Genomic DNA, 22,851 nt, shown 5'->3' with positions numbered 1-22,851 from the left:
TAAGTATTGGAAAATGGACGCCTAAAATCCTGGTTCTAAGTTGTGGATTCGTGATTGGATTTGTAAAGACGTTCTATAAATAAAACTCCTGAAATTACGTTATTACTTATTACTTATTGCTTATTGCTTATTACTTATCAAAATAAAACAGTTCTTAAAAAGCTACCCCAGTTACTAGCCCCGATGCGAACGGCATCCTTTTGTGATGAGAAACGAAGAGCAAAAGATATAGTGGACAGCGGGTTCCCGGCTCCTGAAAATATGGGCAATGGGTAATAAGTGATGGGTAATGTATGATTTCGCATCAGCAAGACCGATTTTGACGCGATCTAAACTTCGGATTCTAAATCTTCTATGGCGAATTGAATTTTGTCGTATTCGAAGCCGCGGCTGATGAGATATTTGATGGTTTTGGATTTTTTTTGGTATTCTTTTAAACCATGCTGCCTGGATGAATAGTCCTGATAAATTTTTGTGATTGTTTTCTGGTAGTCTTCATCTTGTATTTCGTCAAAGCATTTGCTGATGAGTTTTTCTGTGATGCCTTTGTGTTTCAGATGGATTTTGATTTTGGTTTTTCCCCAATGTTTGATGTAAAATTTCCCGCGGATGTAACTTCGGGTAAAACGTTCTTCGTTGAGATAGTTTTCTTTTAATAGATAAAGAAAGATTTCTTCTTTTGCCTCATCAATCAACAGAAAATCTCTCATCTTCTGCTCCACTTCAGCATGACAGCGGTCTTGATAAACGCAGTAGTTGACCAGTTTTTGTTTGATTTCCTGAAAGGTGTAGGATTTGCTCAAGGATTGGTGATGGGTGTTGGGTGTTTGATGATGGAAGTTGGAAGTTGGAAGCAAAATTACTGTCTATATAAAAAGGTGCAAAATAAATCTGCACCTTTTATATTATACATAAGCCAAAAGCAAGATGCCATCAGCCGGAAGCCTTCTAATAATTGAAAAGTGCTTTGCCTTCCATTAATTCGTTTACTTTTTTCTTTACGGAAGCAATTACTTCTTCATTTTTGATGTTATCAACTACGTCAGAAACCAGTCCAGCAATTGTGTCCATATCGTCTTCTTTTAAACCCCTTGTAGTGATAGCAGCAGTTCCGAATCTGATTCCTGAAGTTGTGAAAGGTGATTTGTCGTCAAACGGCACCATGTTTTTATTACAAGTAATATCTGCCAAAACCAAAGCTTTTTCAGTTTCTTTTCCGTTTACGCCTTTATTTCTAAGGTCTACCAACATCAAATGGTTGTCTGTTCCGCCACTTACGATTTCGAAACCTCTGTCGATCATCGATTTTGATAATGCTCTTGCGTTGGACTGAACCTGTTTTGCATAAGTCTCAAACTGAGTGTCGATCGCTTCTGCGAATGCAACAGCTTTTCCTGCGATTACGTGTTCAAGCGGACCTCCCTGAATTCCCGGGAAAACTGCTCCGTCAAGAACCTGGCTCATCATTTTGATTTCACCTTTTGGTGTTTTGTGACCGTATGTATTTTCGAAATCCTTGCCCATCATGATCATTCCTCCTCTTGGACCTCTCAATGTTTTGTGCGTAGTTGTAGTTACCACATGGCAATGTTCGAACGGATTATTTAAAAGTCCTTTTGCCACCAAACCTGCCGGGTGAGCGATATCTGCCCAAAGTGTAGCTCCGATTTCGTTTGCCACTTCTCTGAATTTTGCATAATCCAAATCTCTTGAATAAGCCGAGAAACCTGCGATCAGCATTTTTGGTTTTTCTCTCAAAGCCACTTCTCTCATTTGATCATAATCAATCAAACCTGTCTCTTTCTGAACGCCGTAAGACACAACATCGTACTGGATTCCTGAGAAATTTACCGCAGAACCGTGGGTAAGGTGACCTCCCATTGAAAGATCCATTCCCATGATTTTGTCGCCCGGTTTCAGAACAGCTAAATAAATTGCTGCATTCGCCTGAGAACCTGAGTGTGGCTGAACATTGACGTAATCTACTCCGAAAAGTTCTTTAGCTCTGTTGATTGCCAAAGTTTCAACCTCATCTACGACTTCGCAACCTCCGTAATATCTTTTTCCGGGATAGCCTTCTGCATATTTGTTTGTCAAAACACTTCCCATTGCCTTCATCACGTTTTCAGAAACGAAGTTTTCTGATGCGATCAGCTCAATACCGTGGGTCTGTCTCTGTCTTTCTTTTTCGATAAGGTCAAAAATAATGTCCATTTACTTTTTAAGTTTTAGATTTCTATGGCAAAAATAAGGAATTTTAATTGAGATTTAAAATTGTTTAGGTATTCTTTAACTTTTGCCTTGATGCAAAAGTTACAAAAAATCAAGACTGGTACTGCGGCTAAAAATCTTTTAAAATTTCTAAAAAATCTAAACTCGGGCGGTTAGGGGAAACAGGCATTTAACCCCAATATTGCCCGCCCTCAAACAGTAGATTTTTCTTAACGAAATTTTCAAATATTTTCTTAACGCTTCCGCATCCTAGGTCGGTTTAAAAAAAAAGTTGAGGAAAACGAATTACAGAACTTTTAAAAATAATCGATTGAAGAATTTTTTATTGTAAAACTTTGTCAAAGTTGATCTGCGCTCTGATAAAAACTTTGACAAAGTTGTGTTTTAAAACAAAAAAGTTCTGCGAAACGAATCACAGAACTTTTAAAAATAATCAATTGAAAAAATTTTATTTTAAAGTAAATTTTACTTTTGTGAGAATATTGTCTGAAGAGTTTCCGATTTGGGCTTCGAAATCTCCCGGCTCGGCGACCCATGCGTGTTTTTGAGCATCAAAGAAACTTAAAGCTTCTTTATTTATTGTTAAAGTCACTTCTTTTTCTTCGCCAGGATTTAAAAATACTTTTTCAAAACCTTTCAGTTCTTTTTCAGGTCTTAAAACGGATGATTTTTTGTCTGAGATATAAAGCTGAACCACTTCTGCTCCTGCTTTATTACCGGTATTTTTAACTTTTACAGTAAAACTGATTTTGTCATTCTGCGAAATAGTCGTTTTATCTGAAACTGCTTTACCAAATTGGAATGTGGTATAACTTAAACCATGGCCAAAACTGAATAACGGTTTAATCTTTTTGGTATCATGCCATCTGTAGCCCACCAAAATTCCTTCGTTGTAGGTGATGTTGATTGGATTTTTCTGATCTTTTCCTTTTCCTGCAGCCAGTTCTTCCTTGTTTCCAGGATATTCTCCCAGTTTGTGGGCTGAATTATCTTCCAGTTTTACAGGGAAAGTGAACGGTAATTTCCCGGATGGATTAGCATCTCCTGCCAGAATTGAAGATATTGAATTTCCTGCTTCGGAACCCAGATACCAAGCCTGAACGATAGTGGGAACTTCTTTTACCCATGGCATTGCAACGGCATTTCCGGAAACCAAAACTACAGCCAGATTTTTATTGGCTTTTGCCAAGGCTGAAATCACATTGTCCTGGTTATACGGCAATCCGTAGCTTTTTCTGTCGTTTCCTTCGCTGTCCTGAAAATCGGCTTTGTTTAAACCTCCAACAAAAATGACGTAATCTGAATTTTTTGCAAGATCCACTGCTTCTTTTAATATTTCATCTGCAGAACGGTTATCTTTCAGATCCTGTCCGGATTTCACACCATTGTATTCTCCGCCAACATCGCCGACGTAGCCTCTTGCAAACTGTACATCAGCATATTTACCGAATCTGTTTTTGATTCCATCCAAAGGTGAAGTTTCGTATTTTACCTTTAATGAAGACGATCCACCGCCAACGGTCATTACCTTGATGGCGTTTTCACCAATTACTGCAATTTTTTTAGCAATATTCATATTAATTGGAAGAACATTTTTGTCATTTTTAAGCAAAACAATTCCCTCCTCCCCGATTTCCTTAGCTGTTGCTCTGTGCTCTGCGGATGCTACATTTCCGAAAGGTTTATTTTTATTTAAAGTCGTTTTATATGCTAAATTTAAAATTCTGGTGACTTTATCATCCAGTTCGGTGGTTCCGATTTTTCCTTCCTTAATCATTTTTAAATAAGGATGCGCCAGATAATAATTGTCGTAAGCGTTGGAAGTTCCGGCAGAAAGACCATTTGTCCAGCTTCCAAATTCCAGATCAAGTCCGTTTTTGATGGCCTGTTCGGTACTGTTGACCGCTCCCCAGTCTGAAACTACTACCCCTTTGTAATTCCATTCCTTTTTCAGAATGTCATTTAAAAGATATTGATTCTGGCTGGCGTACTGATTTTTGTACATATCGTAAGCTCCCATGATCGTCCATGAATCGCCTTCCGTAACCGCCGCTTTAAACGCAGGAAGATAAATTTCGTATAACGCTCTGTCATCCACAATTACGTTGCTGGTATGGCGGAACATTTCCTGATTGTTGAGCACAAAATGTTTCACAGAAGTAGCAACGCCGTTGGATTGTACACCTTTTATATAAGGAACCACCATTTTAGAAGTGAGATACGGATCTTCACCCATGTATTCAAAATTTCTTCCATTGAGTGGTGTTCTGTAAATGTTGACACCAGGTCCCAAAAGAATGTCTTTTTTTCTGTATCGGGCTTCTTCTCCCAAAGCTTTACCGTAATTCCATGACATATTTCTGTTCCATGTTGCGGAAAGTGCTGTGAGAGCCGGATAAGCGATAATTGAATCGTTCGTCCAGCCAGCCTGATCCCATTCGTCCCAAAGAACTTCGGGTCTTACACCATGCGGTCCGTCGGTTGTCCAAAATTCCGGAATTCCCAAACGGGGAACGCCTGGAGAACTGAACTTTGACTGCGCGTGAAGCATAGCCACTTTCTCTTCAAGTGTCATTCTTGAAAGTACGTCTTTTACTCTTTGCTCAACAGGTTTTGATTCATCCAGATAAACCGGTATCGTTTTGTTCTGCGAAAATGCAGAAGCGGAAAGTAATATTGAAAAACTAAAGAGAGCAGCTTTTTTAATCATAAATCTTTTAGTTTGAATTGGTAACAAATTTAAGAAAATTAAAATATATTACCTCAAAATGAGACATTAAATTTAAAGAAATAGCATTTTTACTTTTTATTGTAAAAAATAAATCTCAATAAATCTTTGTTGTATTCTGAAAAATCTGAAAATTCAAAAAAAAAATCTCTCCAGAAAACCGAAGAGACTGTAGTGATATGAAACACATAATTTTAATCGACTGGTTCCCAGAGCTGGATTTTATTGTTTTCAAGATCTAAAATATGGACGAATTTTCCATAATCATAAGTCTGAATTTCATCTAAAATTTTCACATTTTCTTTTTTGAGTTCTCCCACCAATAATTCAAGATTTTCTACTCGGTAATTGATCATAAATTCCTTTTGGGATGGCTCGAAATATTCTGTATCGTCTGCAAATGGTGTCCATTGCGTAGTTCCTGTGTTGCCGGTTCCCTTGTCTTTCCACTCAAAGCTAACGCCGTATGGAGTGGTGTCTAATCCGAGGTTTTTCTTGTACCATTCGTTGACCGCGTTGGTGTCTTTTGCTTTAAAAAATATTCCGCCGATGCCTGTTACTTTTTTCATTTTTGTTGGTGATGGATGTTGGATGTTGGATGTGGGTTGTTGGATGATGGATGCTGGATGCTGGGTGTTTGTTTAATATTCAAATAAAATACTTCCCCAGGTAAATCCGCTACCGAAGGCTGAAAGAAGAACCAAATCTCCTCTTTTAATTTTCCCCATTTCTATCGCTTCACTTAACGCAATGGGAATAGATGCAGCTGTGGTATTTCCGTATTTCTGGATGTTGTTGTGGATTTTTTCGTCCGGTAAACCAAATTTCTGCTGAACAAACTGGGCAATCCTTAAATTCGCCTGATGCGGAATAAACATATCTAAGTCTTCAATCGTCTTCCCTGCTTTATCCAAAGCTTCCTGCATGGTTTCAGGGAATCTGGTCACGGCGTGTTTAAAAACGAAATTTCCGTTCATAATTGGATATACTTCCTTGTTCGTAACATTTTCAGGCTCTTTTCTCATTCTGTCGCTCCACCCATATTTTGATCCCGGGAACTGCGTGCACAGCTCGTCGGCATATTTCCCTTCAGAATGCATATTCATTGCTAAAATATCACCGGCATTTTCATCTTCCGTTGCTGAAAGCACGATTGCTCCTGCCCCATCTCCGAAAATAACAGAAACTCCCCTGCCTTCATCAGAAAAATCAAGTCCGAAAGAATGAACTTCCGCTCCGACCACCAATATATTTTTATAAGTTCCAGATTTAATAAAAGCATTTGCAACACTCATCGCATACACAAAACCCGAACACTGATTTCTCACATCCAATGCTCCGATCGTGTCGCAACCCAGCATATCCTGAAGCAAAACGCCGCATCCCGGAAAATAATAATCCGGAGAAAGTGTTGCGAAAACAATGTAGTCGATATCTTTTGCCGTTAATCCTGCTTTTTCCAATGCTTTTTCAGAAGCTTTAAAACCTAAATACGCTGTAGTTTCCTGTGCATCATTGCGGTTTTCGCGGTGTCTTCTTTCTTTAATTCCGGTACGTTCGGTAATCCACTCGTCATTGGTGGTCATCAGTTTTGAGAGGTCATCATTCGTGACAACATTGTCCGGAACATGAAAACCAATGCCTTTTATGGTACTTTTAATCATATTGTTTTTATTTTGGTAAAGATAAAATTTATTTGATATATATTAGGTTGAGGTTAAGGTTTAGGTAAGGGACAGATTTAACATTGAAGTTTGGTAGATGAATATTTTATATGTTTGATTTTTAAACTCAATTAAATTGATGAAGCTTAGATTACTCCGGAATGACAAACAGATATTAAATATAACGTATTTGCTGAATGAATATCTACAGATAATTCCCTAACCGAACTTAACAAATTAATATATCTTATTGGTTCAGTTTTTTTCGATTTAAAATTATCCTTATTATATCAGTAAATATTCATTTCCATATATCTTTGTTTTTCAAATATGATTACTTTTATAGTATGCCAATAGAAACCCTTTACCGAGATCAACATCATGAGTGGATAGACGTGGAAGCGCCTACAGAAGATGATTTAAAGTTTCTCCACGAGAGATACGAAATCAATAATCTTCTTCTGGAAGACACGATGGATCCTAATCACCTCCCAAAATACGAGCAGGACGGCAGTATAAAATTTTATCTTCTCCGCGAAAGCACCGAGCAGGAACGTAAAAACCTGAATACCATCAGCGATATCAGCACAAAAATTGGGATATTTATTTTCAATAATACCATTATTACCGTTCACCGGATGAAAAATAAGAGTATTACCCAAACCAAAAAAGAACTTACACTGCATAACGAACCGTGCACTCCGGGAAAGATTGCACTTACGCTTGCTCTGCTGATCATGAAAACCTTCGATGATGAATCTATCAGTCTGCTGGAAACAATGGATCAGATTGAGAATGAAATTTTTCTGAAAAACACCAATCACACCAATCAAATCCGGAGACTGTACCGCCTGAAAAGAAAATCCGGCCTGAACTCACGGGTATTAACGGTTTCTACAGATGCGATTGATAAATTTAAACTCCTGGAACTTCAGGATTCTGAAATTGCTGACTTAAAAGACAAGCACAAGGATGTAGTTGCTGATTTTGACCATCTGAATGCACAGATTACCAACTTAATTTCGATGTTTCTCGCACTCTCAGACCAGAAAGCGAATCAGGTAATGAAAGTTTTGGCAATTTACTCGGTTTATTTTTTACCGATTACCTTCATTGCAGGTCTCTATGGAATGAACTTCGACAATATGCCGGAACTTCATACTAAATATGGATATTTTTATACTTTAGGATTAATGGGATTAATTGTGATATGCACTTTTATTTATGCGAGGAGGAAGCAGTGGTAATCAACTATTGTTGTTAGATTAAACTACATTATAGAAATCTTCAAACATTATAATATGAGGAATCCAAAAAATTTAAGAATCAAATTTGTCCTGATTATATTATTTTTCTCATTGATTTCCTGTGGTAAAAAAATAACTATCAATGATAAATTAGAAATTAGCAGATGGAATGATGAGGGTTATTCATTAAATTTTAATGACCATGATAACTGGCTAGGTGTTGTTGGTCCAGATATTACAAGTTATGATTTACAGAATAATATTTTAATTTTAGAGAGGGCATCTGAAAATGATGGTAGCCAATATTATTTGATTAATCTTGATTCTCTAAATCACCCAAAAGATTTGACAGACAGCACTTTAACCAGAAAAGAGTTTAAGAATAAAATAGGCCGATTGAAAATTAATTATTACCCAAAAAAATTATAATTAATACCATAATTTCTTAAAAGTACTATTAAATACCACACCAAATCATGAAACCCGAAATTTTAAACACAATCCTTGATGATGCCACGCTTTCAACGGAATCCCGAGAAAAACTCAAAGCACTGCACGATATTATCTCTGAAAAAGAATTTTCAGATCTTTTGGATGCCAACGGTCGTGATTAGCACGTTTATTTAAGCGAGGTGTAGCAATGGTAAAAAATAAAAAAACACGTATTTGATGAAAAAAGTAAATCCTATTTCCGCAGAAAAATTTAATAAGGTAATCAATTCAAAAAAAAATAAAGTTTTTTCAGAACAAGATTTTTTTTCTTATTTTTTTCCAAATATTGAAAAGGTTGCAGATCTTGCAATTGGTCATTACTTCTGGTTTATCGGAAGCCGGAAAGACAGCAAAATAATTGCAGTAAGTGAAAACATTCATCAATTAACTCCATTTTCTGAGAAAGAATGGACGAATGGTGACGCCTACTTCTTTGCCAACCTTTTTCATCCCGATGACAAAAACCATGTACTTTCTGCCTTTATTTTTGCATTAGAATTAGCCGAGAAACTTCCTCATGAAAAACAAAAAAACTGCAGAGTAAACATCTACGGAAGAATGCTTGATGCCAACAAAGAATATCAGTGGCGGCTCATTCAGTTTCCGGGATACTATTTTGATGGAAATGGTATTGTAGAAAGCAGCTGGATTATGTTGACAGACATTTCTCATCTTCATCTAGAAAACCAGGCTATGATTACTTTTTTTGATGGTAATAACATCGAGAACCAGTACTTCAAAGTAATGACAGACCAAACTCTGACTCCCCTTAAAATTCCGAAAATCTCTAAAAGAGAACATGAAATTTTGCTTCTCACTTCTAAAGGTCTCAACTCGCCGGAAATTGCTGAAAAACTCTCAATTTCTTATCATACTGTAGAAAATCACAAGAGAAATTTAAGAATTAAAACAAACACCAAAACTTCTGCAGAACTCATCTCGTTTGCATTCAGAAATAATATTTTTTAGAAATCTTTCTTCCATGTGATTCTGTTCTGAAAAAATGACAGATATCTACTATTTTTTATCTCTTTTTTTGTGGTGAACTTTACCTATAAAACAAAACCACCATGAAAAAACTAATCATTATGATTTTTGGTTTACTGATAAGCCAGACATCGCCTGCACAAATTCTGAATCCTAGTGTTGGAAAAAAAGTCTTTAAACAACCCACGATCAATTATTTAAAAAAAATAGATAACAGACTCTGGACAACACTTATCAACGCTACACTGCGACAATCGTATCTCAAAATCAACAACTTTGATCCCGCAGGAACAGACGCATCCGGAAATTTTCAGTTCTACAAAAGAAATGATGTAAAGTTGCGGATCGGCAGAACGGGAGCGGAAACCATATTTGAACTCGAGCCTCTTCGTTACGAGCCACTAACTGTTTACTTTAAAAATATCAATACAAATAAAGCAGAAGTAACCGCCAAAGACGGCAAAATACATTTTTTTGTAAGTTTTGAAAAAGAAGATGTAGAAATAAGCATCAACTGTGTCAGAAATCTGGCTTGCGGAGGAATTGGAAATCCACAATTTCACGTAGACGATTTGCGCATGAACATAGAGCTGGAACCTTACACCGTGGACGGAAAAATAAAATACCGAAACGCTTCCGCCAAAATATATGCAAGTGCAGGACACGATGGTATCAATTTTTTACTTACACCTTTGGAGCCTTTAACGAGAGCTTTAAACGGTCCGCTTCTCGAATTATTTTCTGGCAAAATCACAGAATACCTCAATACTCCCGAAACAATTGATAAAATTTCGGATCAACTCATGACAGGAATTATAGCCAATCGTTCACTTCTGGGAATTACCAGCGAAAACGTCTATTTCACTCAATTTTATGTAGACAATAGTGGAAATATCATGTATAATTTTCGCTAAAAAAAGGCTGTTTTAAAGGTTATTGTAATGTGCAGAACTAAAAACACTTACAAAAAATAAACACAGAATTGTTTTTTTCAGTAATAATAAATCACTTAGGCTTTTTGCCCAACAAAATACAGCTGTACCGACAAGTTTTAATTCTTACAAATATCTAAAAAATGAAAACACTGATTACTTTTTTTATCCTTGCCTCAATTTCATTATTAAGTGCTCAATCGATAAGACCGGGAACCTACACCATCAAGCTTTTCTCAGAAAACAAAAATATAAACAATCAACCTTCTGATAACGCAGATTTAAAATCACCTTGTCAAAACCCCTGCTTAGAACAGATCTGGATTCTGAAAATTGTGCGTGGAAAAACAGGCTACCTCATGCTGTTTGCGCCAAAAAGCAATCGCTATCTCACCTACATACAAATTGGTGAGGAAAAAACATTGAATACTTACATCGACATGGAACATTTGTTATCAAGCGATAAGCAGCATTTGCAAAGCTTTAAAATAGTCTCTGCGGGTAATGGATCTTACTACATAAAACCAGGCGACTACGATTCTTACTTAACAAAAAAATCTAACGACCGCCTTTATTTTGAAGGAGCAGAAGAAAACATGGATGCTAAAAAATGGGTTTTTACAACAGCCTCGAACGACATAGTTCCTCAAAAAGTGATCGTAAACAAAGATTCACCGCTACCTGCAAGAAACAGCGTGATTGTAACGCCACCCTCTGATGACAAAAAAAAATAAAAAGTAAAAAATATTATTAAAATTCACAAAAATGAAAACCATACTTACCACTGTTTCAATTCTTATTTTTTCATTCTCGAACGCTCAATTCATCGAGAAACTTGGCAAAAAAGCACAGAAATCTGCAGAAAGAGCCATCGAAAGAAAAGTAGAACAAAAAGCCAACAAAACCACCAATGACGGAATGGATGTGATTTTGAACAACAAAAAAGCAAACGCCAAAAACGGTTCGTCTTCACAAAATTCTTCAGGTTCGAAAAGCGCTGACAAAAATTCTGATTTCGTACCTGGAAGCAAAGTTATTTTCGAAGAAAAATTCAGCCAAGATGCAGAAAGCGATTTTCCAGTAAATTGGTACACCAACAGCAGCGGAGAAATTCAGAACATCAACGGACAAAAATGGCTGCAACTGTCTGATAAAGGAAGTTTTACCCCAAATAAAATCACCAAATTACCCGAAAATTTCACCTTCGAATTTGATGTAACTACAACCAATAATTTCAACTTTTATTCAACTCCGCTCAATGTTGTTTTTACCGAAAAAGTGACTAAAATTGATAACATTTGGAACACGACTTTAAGACGAAAAGAAGCAGTAATCTACAATGTACATCCTTCAAACTCACTCTCTGCACAGGGAAGAAGCGAGGTTTTTGTGATTTACGAGAAAAAAGAAATCCTGAAAAATAAAGTCGATATTTCAGATTTTAATAGAAACAACAACACTGTTCGAGTACAAGTTTGGCGACAAAAAAACCGTTTCAGAATGTACATTGACGGCAAAAAAGCTTGGGATTTGCCTTCCGCTTTTGGAGATGCCAATTACAACCAAATTATTTTCTTCATCGGAACGTACAAAAACTCGACCGACAAACTGTTGATCTCCAATCTAAGATTAGCCGAAGCCGGCGAAGACAAACGACACCAACTCCTGGAAACCGGAAATTTCACCACCAACGAAATTTTGTTTGATGTAAATAAAGCCACGATAAAACCTGTAAGTTTCAAAATTTTAGATGAATTAGGGAAAGTGCTCGCAGAAAACCCTTCCGTAAATGTGAGCATTACGGGACACACCGACAACGACGGAAATGAAGATGCGAACCAAAAACTCTCCGAAAACCGGGCAAAAGCCGTTGCGCAATATTTTCAAACTAAATACAAAATCTCCAGTTCCCGATTAGAAATTTTCGGAAAAGGCGAATCTGAACCATTAAACGATAATGCTTCGGCAGAAGACAAAAAACAAAACCGCAGAGTGGAATTTGTGGTGGTTAACTAAATTTAATAACCTTGTCAAGGTTTTGAATTTTAACAAGGTTGAACGAACTAATCAAAAAATCATGAAAAAAATATTTACACTCATTGCGTTATTCTCCTTACAAATGATTTGTTTTTCACAAATTATTACAAAAAAAGTGAAGGACATCGACATCAAAAAAATAACAAAATCTGATGCAGTTGCAGATAAAATGGTCTCGTATGAAATTACTTTAAATTCCATCGCAATAGCAGAAGCCTTGAGAAATACAATTGATAACAACGATTGCAGACAGACATGGGGAGAGGTGAAGGTAGAATTTCGAGAAGTAGATAGCAGCGGGCAATTAGATTGGAGTTTAAAACCCATAAAAGCAGATTTTGATCAAACGTATTTATTTTACAGTAATCCTTTAAATGGTGTTGCACATCGTTCCAATAGTTATTATCAAGACAGAATGGGTGTAAATGAAGATAATTTTATCAAAAAAGTAAATGTAAGAGTTCCTGAACAGAAGGTGAAAAACAGAAGGATTGTTGCTGTTGTGACAATTGAAATTCAAACGGCACATAAAGATAATGATTTTGCCACTTATGACCGATTGCGAGTAAAAATGGGGAGAAATTCTTTTTTTTATCTTGAAGATATACCTGTAAAAAATGAAAGTACGATGATTACTACCGATGGAAGATATATTATAGATGAGAGAACAGGAAGCATGATTATTAATGGCGGCAATTCCGATGACAGCCACAGAGTTTGGTTGTACTTTACCATCAAGAAAAAATCGTAAAAAACTAAAATAATGAAAACCATCATTTCCATTTTCGTCACTTTTATTTTTTTCCAAATCTCCTTTGCACAGGGAACTTACACTGAGGAACAAAGACGAAAAGATAAGGCAAAACTAGATTCGCTCTGCAAAAAAGCACCAAGTTCTTGTTTATATTACGATGATCTTATTGGTCCGAAATCGGTTTTCAGAAATCATGCACCTCGAAAAATTGTGCATACCAACAAGATTTGTTTCAACAAAAAAGTAGAATATTTTGCAATTCAAAATGGAAAATCCTCCATCGGATGTTATTATATCAACACGAGAGACGGTTATGTGGCGTTTTTTTCAGATGACGTAGCCCGAAGTTGTGCCGGAATGAATAATCCGCAACCTGGTTTTTCTATGATTATTACAAGTAAAATTGGAGAATCTTTTACATTTCGGGTAGATAATCGGGGAAGAAAAACTTTTTTAGCACAAATGCCGATGGAAAATATTCCGTATGGTGGATATACCAATTTTGTATTAAAAAACCCCGCAACGCTACAAGAACCTGAAAGAGAACCATTTACTAACGAAAACCTGCCTACTTTAGGATACGTTATCGAAGGAATAAGAGATTCTAGCGTGAAATATTTATTCAGCTCGTATCATGCCCAGAGAATTCCGCTAAAAGATTATGTAGGTGCTTTCGGAACTGGATATTATGCTGATGAACACGGTAACACATTGATCTGTTTATCAATACAAAGCCCCGAAACATCGGTTTCTATTACTAAAATAACTGATGTAACCGAGTGTTTTGATGGAAGTCGTTTTGATGATGAAAAAAGTACAGAAACGCAAACAACCGAAGAATTATTAGATAAAAAAGAAGAAGCTTTAGATTATTATGCCAATTCTGCAACTACCGAAATTTGCGCTTCAGCGAATGCTCTTTTAGCACACAAAAGACAAATGCTGAATAAAGAACGAGCTTACAACGATTACATAAAAAACGGTGGAAATGTGCATAACCGAGAAGGTTTACGATTGGGAAGCCTTGCTCAGGATTCAAAAAATCATGTCATTACACATCATTTAGAAACCGAAAAAAAGATTTGCGAACTCGAAAATTCTGAATCAAGTTCAAGCAGTAAACAGGTAAAAATCGCGTGTTTACAAGCAGCATCAAACCAATTAAAGGAACTAAAAAACGCAATGGAAAACATCGATTCTCGTAACGGAACCAATTATGCCTTTGCAGCGAATGAGAAGAATAAACTGTATCTAAAAAAAATGAAAGAAATTGATACCAGTTGCAATATCAAGAAAGGGCAAATTCAAAAAAACCCGTTGGAAGATGGCGCAAAACAAATGGGAGAACAGCTGAAAGAAATGATCAAAAGGAAATAAAAACTAAAACTATAATAACCAAAAAAACAGCCATGAAAACAAAAACTATTCTATTACTGCTTGCTTTTCTAAGCTTTAGCAATTTATTTTCTCAAAAAAAACCAAGATTGCCCCAAGCTGACACACAAATATCCTGCATTTGCAATGATCTGGAAATTTATCCCTACTTCTATTACAAAGATCCTGAAAGGGCATCTACTTCTCACCTGTATCTTCGTTTCGACTTTCATCATAAGGGAAGAAACAAATGCAAACCAGAATTTAAAGGAAGCATTACCATTTACAGAAGTGATGACATTCAAGTCACGATTCCTCTTAACCGTCTAACTTCTCCTGTAGATAATATGGGACAAAGAATTTTTGTGATTACCCAATTGCACTTACCCGATTCTTTCAGACCAATGACCTTAGGTGGAAATAACAGAATAACATATTCATTAAACTACGGAATCAAATCCCAATGTCCGACTTCATTTACTAAGTTTGTCCGTTTTACGACTTCTGAACCTATTTTGTAAACATCAATCCAGCAAATTAATTAAGACAAAAACTATATCATGAAAAATTTAATCACAGCAATCATCATGCTGTTGCTATCTGCAACGATGATTAATGCTCAGAACTGCAAATGCAATCCTCATGGATTCAACCCTTTTCAATATACCTATAATGGTGAAACCCAAACGGTAAGAAGTATGCACCAGTTTGATGTGAAATGCAACACACCGATTCTCTTAAACGGTGGCTACAAATGCAGCTATAAAACAGTTTGCGATGTAAAACTAAAAGCCACCATCAAAAAAAACGACGCTAGCGGAAGCATCATCAAATCTTACGATGATTTTACTTTTCCGTGGAAATATGAATTTGAAAACGCAGGAAGTTATGTGCTGGAAATCACTCCGTGGTGTGGCGGAAAAGTCTGCGCTGCTGCCAAGTTTTATTTTACCGTAAAATGCGACAAACCAACCGTTTGTAAATGCAGAGGAAAAGACGGATGGAACAAATTTACAGCGTACATCGACGGTGCTGCAAAACCAACCAACTGTGGAGAAAGTTTTCAGATCGGATTGAAGCAACAATTTGGTTTAGAAGGCGGTTACAAATGCGAAGGCAACTGCAATGTCGCATTGAAAGGGCAAATCGTAAATACCACAACAGGAGAATCACAAAGTTTTCCCAATGTAAATTTATCAGGAATAATTAATTTTCCTTCGGCGGGAGACTACAAACTCATCCTTACACCCACCTGTGCAAAAGAAGAATGTGATGTCTGTATTTTTTATGTAACGGTAAAAAAATAGCTCGAAACTCTGGTGTTTTTTAGAAATGAATGCCAGAGATTTTATATTTCCTTAAAAACTCAGATCATGAAATCTTACCTCAAAACTATTACAACTCTGTTTTGTTTTTTCATCTTTCAGCAATGTACCGTCATCAATTCCGGCGTATCGTACAGCGGTGTAGAAAATTATTTTGAAACTTCGTTGTATGGGAAAGGCCACCTTTTAAAATATGCCGAAACCGGACCTTGGGAACTGGGAATTACTTTCGTTGCGCACAAAAACGGAACCATCAAAGCCATCAACATCAAAAATCCGGAACTGGGCAAAAAGAGAATTTCAATTTGGGACACGACGAACAGAACGCTTCTGGCAACCTATGAATTCAATCATAATGATGACAAAACATATCTCAAAAATCTCATCAGTTTCAAGGTCGATCAGGGAAGAACTTACACGATTTCTATGAATTCTACTCAATATTTTTACCATGAACTTAATTTCAGAAAACTTCCGATAAGTGACGATAATATTACCTTACTTTCAACCAATTTCAACCAAGGAAGGTGGCAACAATTCCCTGATAAACAAACCGATAACATCATTCACGGATTGCTTGATATTGATTTTCAGTGGGTGATTAATTAAAATTAAAAAAACACTTTATTACTAACCAAATTCACTTCCCGAGAGTTTTACTTTTGGGATTTTTTATATTAAAGGTGATTTCGGTCTGAAATTTTGCTTAAACCGTTTTTGATAGTGAATATTTGAACGACTCAGTTTTCAATTTCAATCGCAAAATTCAGGATTATCTTTACAAAATCTCTATCTTAGTTCCAACGATTTAAACAATACTTTCATCGCACATTTGATCTGGTCAAGTACAACTTTTGATAAAGATTGAATAAGAAAAACCAACATCATGAATCCCGAAATCCTTCAAAAAATTCTTGACGATGAAACCCTTTCTCAAGAATCAAAAGAAAAACTCAGTGCTTTGCATGAGCTTATTTCCAAAAAAGAGTTTTCAGATCTTCTGGATGCCAACGGAAATCAATATGTAGAATTTGTGCAGGAAGGTGGCGGCGTCTGGGGAAGCGCTCTGGTAGGTTATCTTTACGGACTTGAAATCTTCGGAATCCGTTTTCTGAAAGTGGCAGGAACGAGTGCGGGAGCCATCAATACCATGTTGATTGCTGCCTGCAAAACCAAGGAAGATGCAAAAAGTGACGTCATTAAAGACATTCTCTTTAACTGGAATTTTGCTGATTTTATGGATGGTAAGGATTATGTGAAAACAACCATTCACTTGATTCTGAACAACAAACATTTTCTGCAGACCAATTTTATTTTAGCTGGAATTCTGATGCTGGCACTTGTCATTGCCCCCTTTGCCGTTCCTACCGGAAGTATTCTCTACACTAAACTTCTTTTTTTAATTCCGATTATTCCTTTAATCATCGCTTTTCTGTATCTCCGAAAACTCTATCGTGATTTTAAGAGAAACAACAGCGGACTCAATCCCGGAAATGCTTTTCTTGAAAAAATGACCGATGTGCTGAATGCTTTCGGAATCAAAACCGTTGCTGACCTCAACAGGAAATTTTCGCAGAAAGAGGGAAGTTTAAACCTGAACTACCGTCACGGAAACAGTTCAGAATATTATGATTTAGCCCTTCAGAGCATTGAAAAAATAAAAGCCGACCACACAAAAACCGAAAATCACATCGACGAAACCCGCTACAGACTGTTTTTTGAAAGTGCCAAAAATAATGACTACTACAAAACCAATCCGTTTTATCTTTTGAAATCTGAATATGTTGTCATCACCACAGACATCAGCGCAAAAATCAAGGTTGAACTGCCGGCGATGGCCAATCTGTATTGGTCTGAGGAGGAGCTGAAAAGGAACAGTCCGGCAGAGTTTGTGCGTGCATCGATGTCGGTTCCGTTTTTCTTTGAACCTATGCAGAAAATCATCAACAGCAAAGACGATTCTGTAAAATACGCATGGAAATACTGGCTCAATATTTCCCATGAAGACATCTACCCTACCGGAATTTTCATCGATGGAGGAAGTCTTTCCAATTTTCCCGTCGATCTTTTTCATAATAACGATGTTTTCTACCCGAGGCTTCCGATTTTTGGAGTGAAACTCACCAGCGATTCTGATATGCTCACCGACAAGCAACACACCTCAGACGAAATTCTAAAAACTCCCTTATCCTTTGCCGGAAATATCATCAGCACGATGAAAGGTTTTAACGACAAAGCCTTCCTCAGCAAATACAGTTTCTACGACATCTACAGCATCCAAAACGTGAATTGCGGCAAAAGCAACTGGCTGAATTTCTTTATGGAAAAAGAAGAAAAAGAAAACCTCTTCAACCGCGGATTTCAGGCAGCTCTCGATTTCCTCAACCGCTTCGACTGGGAAAAATACAAATACGAAAGAATGATTGTTTCGATGAAGGAAAAAAAGATTATTAAAGAGGAGGATACGCCGACGGTCGGGTGAGTTGGGTTTGAGGGTTTTTAGAAATATTTTTTTTTAAGTTTAACTCATAGACTTTAAACTAACCTTATTTTTCTAAATTGCGGATTTTAACTATAACAAAAATGAAATTGTACTTAGATATCGATGGCGTATTATTAACTTCTAGACAAACAAAGGCAGCAGAAAATGTTGAGGAGCTGATAATATTTGCAGTGCAAAACTTCGATTGTTATTGGTTGACTACACATTGCAAAGGCAATGCACGTCAAGCTTTAAACTATTTGAAAAATTATTTTCCGATCAATATTGTTGATGTTTTAAGAAAAGTAAAAGCAACAAATTGGGACACATTAAAAACAGAAGGAATTGATTTTAGTTCAAACTTCATTTGGTTAGAGGATTATCCTTTGAACGCTGAAAAGTTAGTTCTGAAAAAAAATAAAAGTCTTAACAACTTAATTGAAATTAATTTAAATCAAGAACATGAACTCTTGAATATCGTAAAAAAATTAAAAATTCTTATTAACGAACAACACCTGAAGCTTATTTAGAGATGAACTATATTTCTAAGTTTTAGAATTTTAGAAAAATATAACTTCAATGCCTGAAAAATCTACAAAAAAAATATTACTTCACAAATATTATGGACAAAGAGAAAATACATTATGTGATTACCTACTTCAGTAACTTAATGACTGACAATGAAAAATTGGCATTAAAACATAAAATGTACATGTCTAAAAGCTCAGACAATATAACGTTGAGGAATATGATGACAGAAAAAGGGTGGATTAATAATGATCCTGAAACTCTCGATCTTCTGAGAGAAGGCTACGATGAATTTGAAAGAAATGTGGTTAAAAGAATTTTAACAGAAACGCCCGAGCTTGTATTTTTTAATAAATGTTCACAATGTGGCAAACTTGCACGTACACCCAATGCAAAACAATGCAGATATTGTTCTTACAGTTGGCACTCTAAATAATTATCATGAGCATGAATACCAAAACAGATCCCAGAGAATCTCTCAATCTACCCAATTCAGAAGCAACAACACCCATTGAAATTTTTCAAAACCAAACCCTGCGTCCCATTTTGAAACTGCAGAATGATTTGTTTTTATCCCTGTTTAAAAATTATGCAATCCGTCAGAATTCAGGTTTTGAAACTTTGTCTATGCCAAAAAAGAACATCATGATCGAGCAAAGCCTACAGAAAGACAGTGTTTTGAAAAATACTTTCATCGGAATGACCATCGGAATGTTTACTGCAGAAGAACTGGAAATCTATATTTCCGACAGCAAAGTTTTTAATAAAAGAATTATTACGATGTTGATTGAAAGGCTGAAAAGTCAGATGAAATAATGGTTAATTTCTCAACGAATTACTTAGGTTTTGGCTAAAGCCAATTTTACCTCAATACGCATAAATGGGCTGAAGCCCATTCCTATTGAATAATTTCAACGGCGCAACCTTAACCTCATCCTCAGCCTAAAACCCACATCGGCTTCTCTTTCAAAATTTTCCCGTTAATCTCACACCATTCCGCATGAGCTCCTTTCAGAAAGCCAATGCTCATTAGAAATTCATTTACGATTTCGCCACCGGTGAATTTGAAGGTTTTTTTGAAGAGTTTCATCCATTCCTGTAAGGTTTTGTGATGATGGTGTTCCAGCCATTTTTCAAATGATCCGAATTCTTTCTGAAGTTCGATGATGGTTTTTGCATTTTCGATGGCGGCGTTGACTTTCAGTTTATTTCTGATAATCCCTGGATCGGCCAGTAATCTTTCACGGTCTTCTTCAGTGTAAGCCGCAACTTTTTCGATATTAAAATTGTCATAAGCTTTTCTGAAACCTTCCTCTTTTTTCAAAATCGTTTCCCAGCTCAGACCTGCCTGATTGATTTCCATGATTAATCTTCCAAACAATTCGTTGTCATTATGAATCGGGAAGCCGTAGTGGTTGTCGTGGTAATTTTTGTGCAGTTCCTTTCTGCTTTCGGGCTGCATATTTTCGATGGCTGAACAGTAACTCATAGTAATAATTTTTGCAGGTAAAAGTAATAAAGTTTTATGACAACGGTTTGTCAGGAGAAAAGTATTAAAGTTTCTAATGAAGAAAGCTTTACTGATTTAGCAGACTAAAATCTTTTTACTAAGTTTAAAATTTAAATATTTAAAATTTAACTATTCCTTGTTCTTTTGTCTTGAAACAAAAGAACCAAAAATTCAAGACTTGGAAACTCGGCTAAAATTTTGAAAAACTTCCTAAAATCTCCAAAACTCGGGCGGAAAGAAAGATTCTTCATTTAATAAGATTTTTGCCGCCACTCAAACAATGGAGATTTTTTAACGGAATTTTCTCAAAATTTCTTAACGCCTCAGTTCCCGAAGTCACAAAAACAAGTTTTCACACAAAATTTTGAAGAGTAAAAAAATTTATCCTGCCTCTATACTTTTTTCCTTTAACCTGAAAATTTCTTTTCCATTAAAAACAATAACCGCTAAAAAGATGATGGAATAAGATACAATCTGCAAACCTCCCAATGCTTCATTATAAACTGCACCTGCCAGAATAAAGGCGATAATGGGATTGATGTTGAGAATCATTCCCACTTTTGAGGAAGCAATTCCTGATAAAGCATATAAATTTAACAGTAATGGAACGATGGTATACATCACTGCGATGATTTCGATATAAAAATAAAACGTGAAATCAGCAGGCACCGGTCCTGAGTAGGTTGGGAAAAACGGGAGCAAGATTAACGCCGACAAAATCATGTGGAAATTGAGCACAAGAAATTTATCAAACTTTGAATTGGTGCTTTGAATAATGAGATAACAGGCATACGTAGAACCGATAAGGCTGCTGTACACCATATCCAAAAGATTGGCGTATGACAGCAAAATACATCCCACCGCACTCAGAAAAACGGAAATCCACTGGAGTTTGCTGAGCTTTTCACGGAGAATGAAAAAGGCCAGAATCGTTGTAATGATCGGGCATACGAGATAGGCAACAGAAGTCGCACGCACGCTGATGTGATTCATCACGTAGATAAACGAAAACCAGTTTCCTGTGAGTAAAATGCTGCTCAAAATATTTAATCCGATGATTTTACGTTGATCTTTGGGAATAAGATTTTTAAAATAATTCAGATTATCTCTCAACTTTACCTTTCTGAAAAGTACCGTCACCACCGTCATAATAACCGCACAGCTGAACACTCTGTAAAACAGAATATCCAGTGAAGGATAAGAATGCAGCGGCTTTAAAACCAAACTGAAAGTTCCCCATAGTGAGAAGGCAGTAATGGCAGCGAGGTAGTATTTCAGATTGTTCAAGGGGAGATGGAATTTATTGCTTTAATGTGAGGCAAAGATAGGGAATAAGGCATAACAGATTGAGAAGCTTTCGCCAGTTAATTAAAATTTTATGATTCTAAGGCAAACCTGTTTGGTGGGAAAATTTCCCAAATTGGGATGGGGCAAACCAGTTTCGGGGGAAGAAATCCCAAACCGGGAAAGTTCAAACCACTATTGATTGGGCAAAAACATAGATGGGACAGGGCAATTTTTTAGAATTCAAAAAAAAATCTCCGATAAACTTCAGAGATTTAATTATTTACAAATTATCAATAAAATCCAAATACAGTGGAACACTTCTTTCAATCCATTCTTTAGAAACATTATGTTCTAAACCGTAGTAGACAAATGGTTTCTGGTAATCTGCTTTTACGTAATCAAAACTAAGTTCGAAAGGTCTGGTGAATTCAATCACGGTATGTCTGTATTTTCCGTCAGCCTTGAAATCTTCATCATCAACACCTGCCGATATGGCTAGAGCAACTTTTTTTCCCCCGACTTTATATCCGCTTTTGCTTCCGTAAGCCCAGCCGTGCAACAAAACTTCATCAAACCATTTTTTCAGCAGAGACGGACTGCTGAACCAGTAAAAAGGAAACTGAAAAACAATTTTATCATAAGCTTCAACGAGTTCCTGTTCTTTTTTAATATCTAATATTTCGTCCGGATAAGCTTTGTACAGTTCGTGAACGGTATACTTTTCAGGAAATTTATTCAACTCTTCCACCCATCTTCTGTTGATTAAAGATTCTTCCATTTTGGGATGGGTTACTACTATTAATGTTTTCATATTCTAAAAATTTCTTTTACAAAAATAATAGGTGTAACTTACATTTCCGATATTAGCCGCCAATTGTATGGTACTATAAAAAATGTAAGTAATGACTAAAATTAAAGAAACCTCAACCAATTTTGCGAATAAAAAAGCCCTAGTAGAAGAGTGTCCGGAGCTTTATGCTTCTAAACTGATTGGCGGACAGTGGTCGCTCGCCATCTGTAGTTATCTGATTAACGGCAAACTGAGATTCGGGGAACTCAGAAAAAGTCTCGGAAATATCACAGAACGTATGCTCACGCTTCAGTTGCGAAGACTGGAGGAAGACAAAATCGTCACAAGAACCGTTTTTGCCGAAGTGCCGCCAAGAGTTGAATATGAGCTGACTGAGATTGGCTACAAATTAAAACCTGTCATCAAGGAACTGGATAAATGGGGAACGATGCATAAGACAAGTATTGAGGATTAGAACCAAC

At 36.4% G+C, this 22,851-nt stretch carries 25 protein-coding genes; 17 read left to right on the top strand and 8 right to left on the bottom strand.

All coding sequences use genetic code 11. The features are described 5' to 3' along the window. Nucleotides 1-329: 329 nt before the first annotated feature. From ASG31_RS04215 to ASG31_RS04195, 5 genes are all read right to left on the bottom strand, one after another. Nucleotides 330-764, bottom strand: coding sequence for a regulatory protein RecX (locus tag ASG31_RS04215; protein ID WP_056028390.1), 435 nt, complete (start codon nt 762-764; stop codon nt 330-332). Nucleotides 765-948: 184 nt separating this feature from the next. Beyond that, nucleotides 949-2,214, bottom strand: a complete 1,266-nt coding sequence (gene glyA, locus ASG31_RS04210) for a serine hydroxymethyltransferase (RefSeq protein WP_056028384.1) — start codon at nt 2,212-2,214, stop codon at nt 949-951. Between the two features lie 466 nt (nt 2,215-2,680). Beyond that, a complete protein-coding gene (locus ASG31_RS04205) occupies nt 2,681-4,942 on the bottom strand; it encodes a glycoside hydrolase family 3 C-terminal domain-containing protein (protein ID WP_056028381.1) in 2,262 nt (753 codons plus the stop codon). 212 nt (nt 4,943-5,154) lie between these two features. Further along, complete coding sequence (locus tag ASG31_RS04200) at nt 5,155-5,529, bottom strand: VOC family protein (RefSeq protein WP_056028378.1); 375 nt, start codon at nt 5,527-5,529, stop codon at nt 5,155-5,157. Between the two features lie 72 nt (nt 5,530-5,601). After that, entirely contained in the window at nt 5,602-6,624 is a 1,023-nt protein-coding gene (locus ASG31_RS04195; RefSeq protein ID WP_056028375.1) for a 3-oxoacyl-ACP synthase III family protein, read from the bottom strand. A gap of 347 nt (nt 6,625-6,971) precedes the next feature. Between ASG31_RS04195 and ASG31_RS04190 the strand changes: the two genes are divergently transcribed. The 16 genes from ASG31_RS04190 to ASG31_RS04120 all read left to right on the top strand — a co-directional run bounded on the left by ASG31_RS04190 (nt 6,972) and on the right by ASG31_RS04120 (nt 19,598). Beyond that, nucleotides 6,972-7,871 carry a CorA family divalent cation transporter gene (locus ASG31_RS04190; RefSeq protein ID WP_056028372.1) on the top strand — a complete coding sequence of 300 codons (900 nt, stop codon included), beginning with the start codon at nt 6,972-6,974 and terminating at the stop codon, nt 7,869-7,871. 54 nt (nt 7,872-7,925) lie between these two features. Continuing rightward, on the top strand, nt 7,926-8,300 hold the full coding sequence (locus tag ASG31_RS04185) for a hypothetical protein (RefSeq protein ID WP_056028369.1): 375 nt from the start codon (nt 7,926-7,928) through the stop codon (nt 8,298-8,300). A 47-nt stretch (nt 8,301-8,347) separates the two neighbouring features. Beyond that, on the top strand, nt 8,348-8,485 hold the full coding sequence (locus tag ASG31_RS18495) for a hypothetical protein (RefSeq protein WP_157844433.1): 138 nt from the start codon (nt 8,348-8,350) through the stop codon (nt 8,483-8,485). Nucleotides 8,486-8,540: 55 nt separating this feature from the next. Beyond that, entirely contained in the window at nt 8,541-9,332 is a 792-nt protein-coding gene (locus tag ASG31_RS04180; protein WP_056028366.1) for a helix-turn-helix transcriptional regulator, read from the top strand. Between the two features lie 101 nt (nt 9,333-9,433). Then, nucleotides 9,434-10,264, top strand: a complete 831-nt coding sequence (locus ASG31_RS04175) for a hypothetical protein (protein ID WP_056028363.1) — start codon at nt 9,434-9,436, stop codon at nt 10,262-10,264. Nucleotides 10,265-10,425: 161 nt separating this feature from the next. Then, nucleotides 10,426-11,016: a hypothetical protein gene (locus ASG31_RS04170; protein WP_056028361.1), complete on the top strand. Its 591-nt coding sequence runs from the start codon at nt 10,426-10,428 to the stop codon at nt 11,014-11,016. A 31-nt stretch (nt 11,017-11,047) separates the two neighbouring features. After that, nucleotides 11,048-12,298: an OmpA family protein gene (locus ASG31_RS04165; protein ID WP_056028358.1), complete on the top strand. Its 1,251-nt coding sequence runs from the start codon at nt 11,048-11,050 to the stop codon at nt 12,296-12,298. Between the two features lie 61 nt (nt 12,299-12,359). Beyond that, entirely contained in the window at nt 12,360-13,070 is a 711-nt protein-coding gene (locus tag ASG31_RS04160; protein ID WP_131725493.1) for a hypothetical protein, read from the top strand. A 12-nt stretch (nt 13,071-13,082) separates the two neighbouring features. Next, entirely contained in the window at nt 13,083-14,450 is a 1,368-nt protein-coding gene (locus ASG31_RS04155; protein WP_056028352.1) for a hypothetical protein, read from the top strand. Between the two features lie 32 nt (nt 14,451-14,482). Next, nucleotides 14,483-14,968, top strand: a complete 486-nt coding sequence (locus ASG31_RS04150; RefSeq protein ID WP_131725492.1) for a hypothetical protein — start codon at nt 14,483-14,485, stop codon at nt 14,966-14,968. A gap of 39 nt (nt 14,969-15,007) precedes the next feature. Beyond that, nucleotides 15,008-15,754, top strand: a complete 747-nt coding sequence (locus tag ASG31_RS04145; RefSeq protein ID WP_131725491.1) for a hypothetical protein — start codon at nt 15,008-15,010, stop codon at nt 15,752-15,754. A gap of 66 nt (nt 15,755-15,820) precedes the next feature. Beyond that, complete coding sequence (locus ASG31_RS04140) at nt 15,821-16,381, top strand: DUF4082 domain-containing protein (protein WP_056028344.1); 561 nt, start codon at nt 15,821-15,823, stop codon at nt 16,379-16,381. 277 nt (nt 16,382-16,658) lie between these two features. Next, nucleotides 16,659-18,254, top strand: a complete 1,596-nt coding sequence (locus ASG31_RS04135; RefSeq protein WP_056028341.1) for a patatin-like phospholipase family protein — start codon at nt 16,659-16,661, stop codon at nt 18,252-18,254. A 101-nt stretch (nt 18,255-18,355) separates the two neighbouring features. Next, nucleotides 18,356-18,784, top strand: coding sequence for a hypothetical protein (locus tag ASG31_RS04130; RefSeq protein ID WP_056028338.1), 429 nt, complete (start codon nt 18,356-18,358; stop codon nt 18,782-18,784). 92 nt (nt 18,785-18,876) lie between these two features. Continuing rightward, entirely contained in the window at nt 18,877-19,218 is a 342-nt protein-coding gene (locus tag ASG31_RS04125) for a hypothetical protein (RefSeq protein ID WP_056028335.1), read from the top strand. 5 nt (nt 19,219-19,223) lie between these two features. Then, the gene (locus ASG31_RS04120) at nt 19,224-19,598 is read left to right on the top strand and encodes a glyoxalase (RefSeq protein WP_117585812.1); all 375 of its coding nucleotides are present in this window, start codon (nt 19,224-19,226) and stop codon (nt 19,596-19,598) included. A gap of 121 nt (nt 19,599-19,719) precedes the next feature. Here the strand turns inward: ASG31_RS04120 and ASG31_RS04115 are convergent, their stop codons facing one another. From ASG31_RS04115 to ASG31_RS04105, 3 genes are all read right to left on the bottom strand, one after another. Continuing rightward, a complete protein-coding gene (locus ASG31_RS04115) occupies nt 19,720-20,271 on the bottom strand; it encodes a DNA-3-methyladenine glycosylase I (protein WP_056028329.1) in 552 nt (183 codons plus the stop codon). 402 nt (nt 20,272-20,673) lie between these two features. Then, on the bottom strand, nt 20,674-21,579 hold the full coding sequence (locus tag ASG31_RS04110) for an EamA family transporter (RefSeq protein WP_056028328.1): 906 nt from the start codon (nt 21,577-21,579) through the stop codon (nt 20,674-20,676). 280 nt (nt 21,580-21,859) lie between these two features. Further along, nucleotides 21,860-22,390 carry an NAD(P)H-dependent oxidoreductase gene (locus tag ASG31_RS04105; protein WP_056028325.1) on the bottom strand — a complete coding sequence of 177 codons (531 nt, stop codon included), beginning with the start codon at nt 22,388-22,390 and terminating at the stop codon, nt 21,860-21,862. A gap of 91 nt (nt 22,391-22,481) precedes the next feature. Between ASG31_RS04105 and ASG31_RS04100 the strand changes: the two genes are divergently transcribed. Further along, on the top strand, nt 22,482-22,844 hold the full coding sequence (locus tag ASG31_RS04100; protein ID WP_056028322.1) for a winged helix-turn-helix transcriptional regulator: 363 nt from the start codon (nt 22,482-22,484) through the stop codon (nt 22,842-22,844). The last annotated feature ends 7 nt before the right edge of the window (nt 22,845-22,851 follow it).

This window comes from Chryseobacterium sp. Leaf404 (genome assembly GCF_001424145.1).
Lineage (GTDB): Bacteria > Bacteroidota > Bacteroidia > Flavobacteriales > Weeksellaceae > Chryseobacterium.
This window is presented reverse-complemented; position numbering and strand designations above follow the sequence as displayed.

What these genes read in the sequence shown, in the direction of transcription:
- glyA (WP_056028384.1), bottom strand. Translation starts at nt 2,214, where the DNA reads ATGGACATTATTTTTGACCTTATCGAAAAAGAAAGACAGAGACAGACC.
- ASG31_RS04205 (WP_056028381.1), bottom strand. Translation starts at nt 4,942, where the DNA reads ATGATTAAAAAAGCTGCTCTCTTTAGTTTTTCAATATTACTTTCCGCT.
- ASG31_RS04200 (WP_056028378.1), bottom strand. Translation starts at nt 5,529, where the DNA reads ATGAAAAAAGTAACAGGCATCGGCGGAATATTTTTTAAAGCAAAAGAC.
- ASG31_RS04195 (WP_056028375.1), bottom strand. Translation starts at nt 6,624, where the DNA reads ATGATTAAAAGTACCATAAAAGGCATTGGTTTTCATGTTCCGGACAAT.
- ASG31_RS04190 (WP_056028372.1), top strand. Translation starts at nt 6,972, where the DNA reads ATGCCAATAGAAACCCTTTACCGAGATCAACATCATGAGTGGATAGAC.
- ASG31_RS04185 (WP_056028369.1), top strand. Translation starts at nt 7,926, where the DNA reads ATGAGGAATCCAAAAAATTTAAGAATCAAATTTGTCCTGATTATATTA.
- ASG31_RS18495 (WP_157844433.1), top strand. Translation starts at nt 8,348, where the DNA reads ATGAAACCCGAAATTTTAAACACAATCCTTGATGATGCCACGCTTTCA.
- ASG31_RS04180 (WP_056028366.1), top strand. Translation starts at nt 8,541, where the DNA reads ATGAAAAAAGTAAATCCTATTTCCGCAGAAAAATTTAATAAGGTAATC.
- ASG31_RS04175 (WP_056028363.1), top strand. Translation starts at nt 9,434, where the DNA reads ATGAAAAAACTAATCATTATGATTTTTGGTTTACTGATAAGCCAGACA.
- ASG31_RS04170 (WP_056028361.1), top strand. Translation starts at nt 10,426, where the DNA reads ATGAAAACACTGATTACTTTTTTTATCCTTGCCTCAATTTCATTATTA.
- ASG31_RS04165 (WP_056028358.1), top strand. Translation starts at nt 11,048, where the DNA reads ATGAAAACCATACTTACCACTGTTTCAATTCTTATTTTTTCATTCTCG.
- ASG31_RS04160 (WP_131725493.1), top strand. Translation starts at nt 12,360, where the DNA reads ATGAAAAAAATATTTACACTCATTGCGTTATTCTCCTTACAAATGATT.
- ASG31_RS04155 (WP_056028352.1), top strand. Translation starts at nt 13,083, where the DNA reads ATGAAAACCATCATTTCCATTTTCGTCACTTTTATTTTTTTCCAAATC.
- ASG31_RS04150 (WP_131725492.1), top strand. Translation starts at nt 14,483, where the DNA reads ATGAAAACAAAAACTATTCTATTACTGCTTGCTTTTCTAAGCTTTAGC.
- ASG31_RS04145 (WP_131725491.1), top strand. Translation starts at nt 15,008, where the DNA reads ATGAAAAATTTAATCACAGCAATCATCATGCTGTTGCTATCTGCAACG.
- ASG31_RS04140 (WP_056028344.1), top strand. Translation starts at nt 15,821, where the DNA reads ATGAAATCTTACCTCAAAACTATTACAACTCTGTTTTGTTTTTTCATC.
- ASG31_RS04135 (WP_056028341.1), top strand. Translation starts at nt 16,659, where the DNA reads ATGAATCCCGAAATCCTTCAAAAAATTCTTGACGATGAAACCCTTTCT.
- ASG31_RS04130 (WP_056028338.1), top strand. Translation starts at nt 18,356, where the DNA reads ATGAAATTGTACTTAGATATCGATGGCGTATTATTAACTTCTAGACAA.
- ASG31_RS04125 (WP_056028335.1), top strand. Translation starts at nt 18,877, where the DNA reads ATGGACAAAGAGAAAATACATTATGTGATTACCTACTTCAGTAACTTA.
- ASG31_RS04120 (WP_117585812.1), top strand. Translation starts at nt 19,224, where the DNA reads ATGAGCATGAATACCAAAACAGATCCCAGAGAATCTCTCAATCTACCC.
- ASG31_RS04115 (WP_056028329.1), bottom strand. Translation starts at nt 20,271, where the DNA reads ATGAGTTACTGTTCAGCCATCGAAAATATGCAGCCCGAAAGCAGAAAG.
- ASG31_RS04105 (WP_056028325.1), bottom strand. Translation starts at nt 22,390, where the DNA reads ATGAAAACATTAATAGTAGTAACCCATCCCAAAATGGAAGAATCTTTA.
- ASG31_RS04100 (WP_056028322.1), top strand. Translation starts at nt 22,482, where the DNA reads ATGACTAAAATTAAAGAAACCTCAACCAATTTTGCGAATAAAAAAGCC.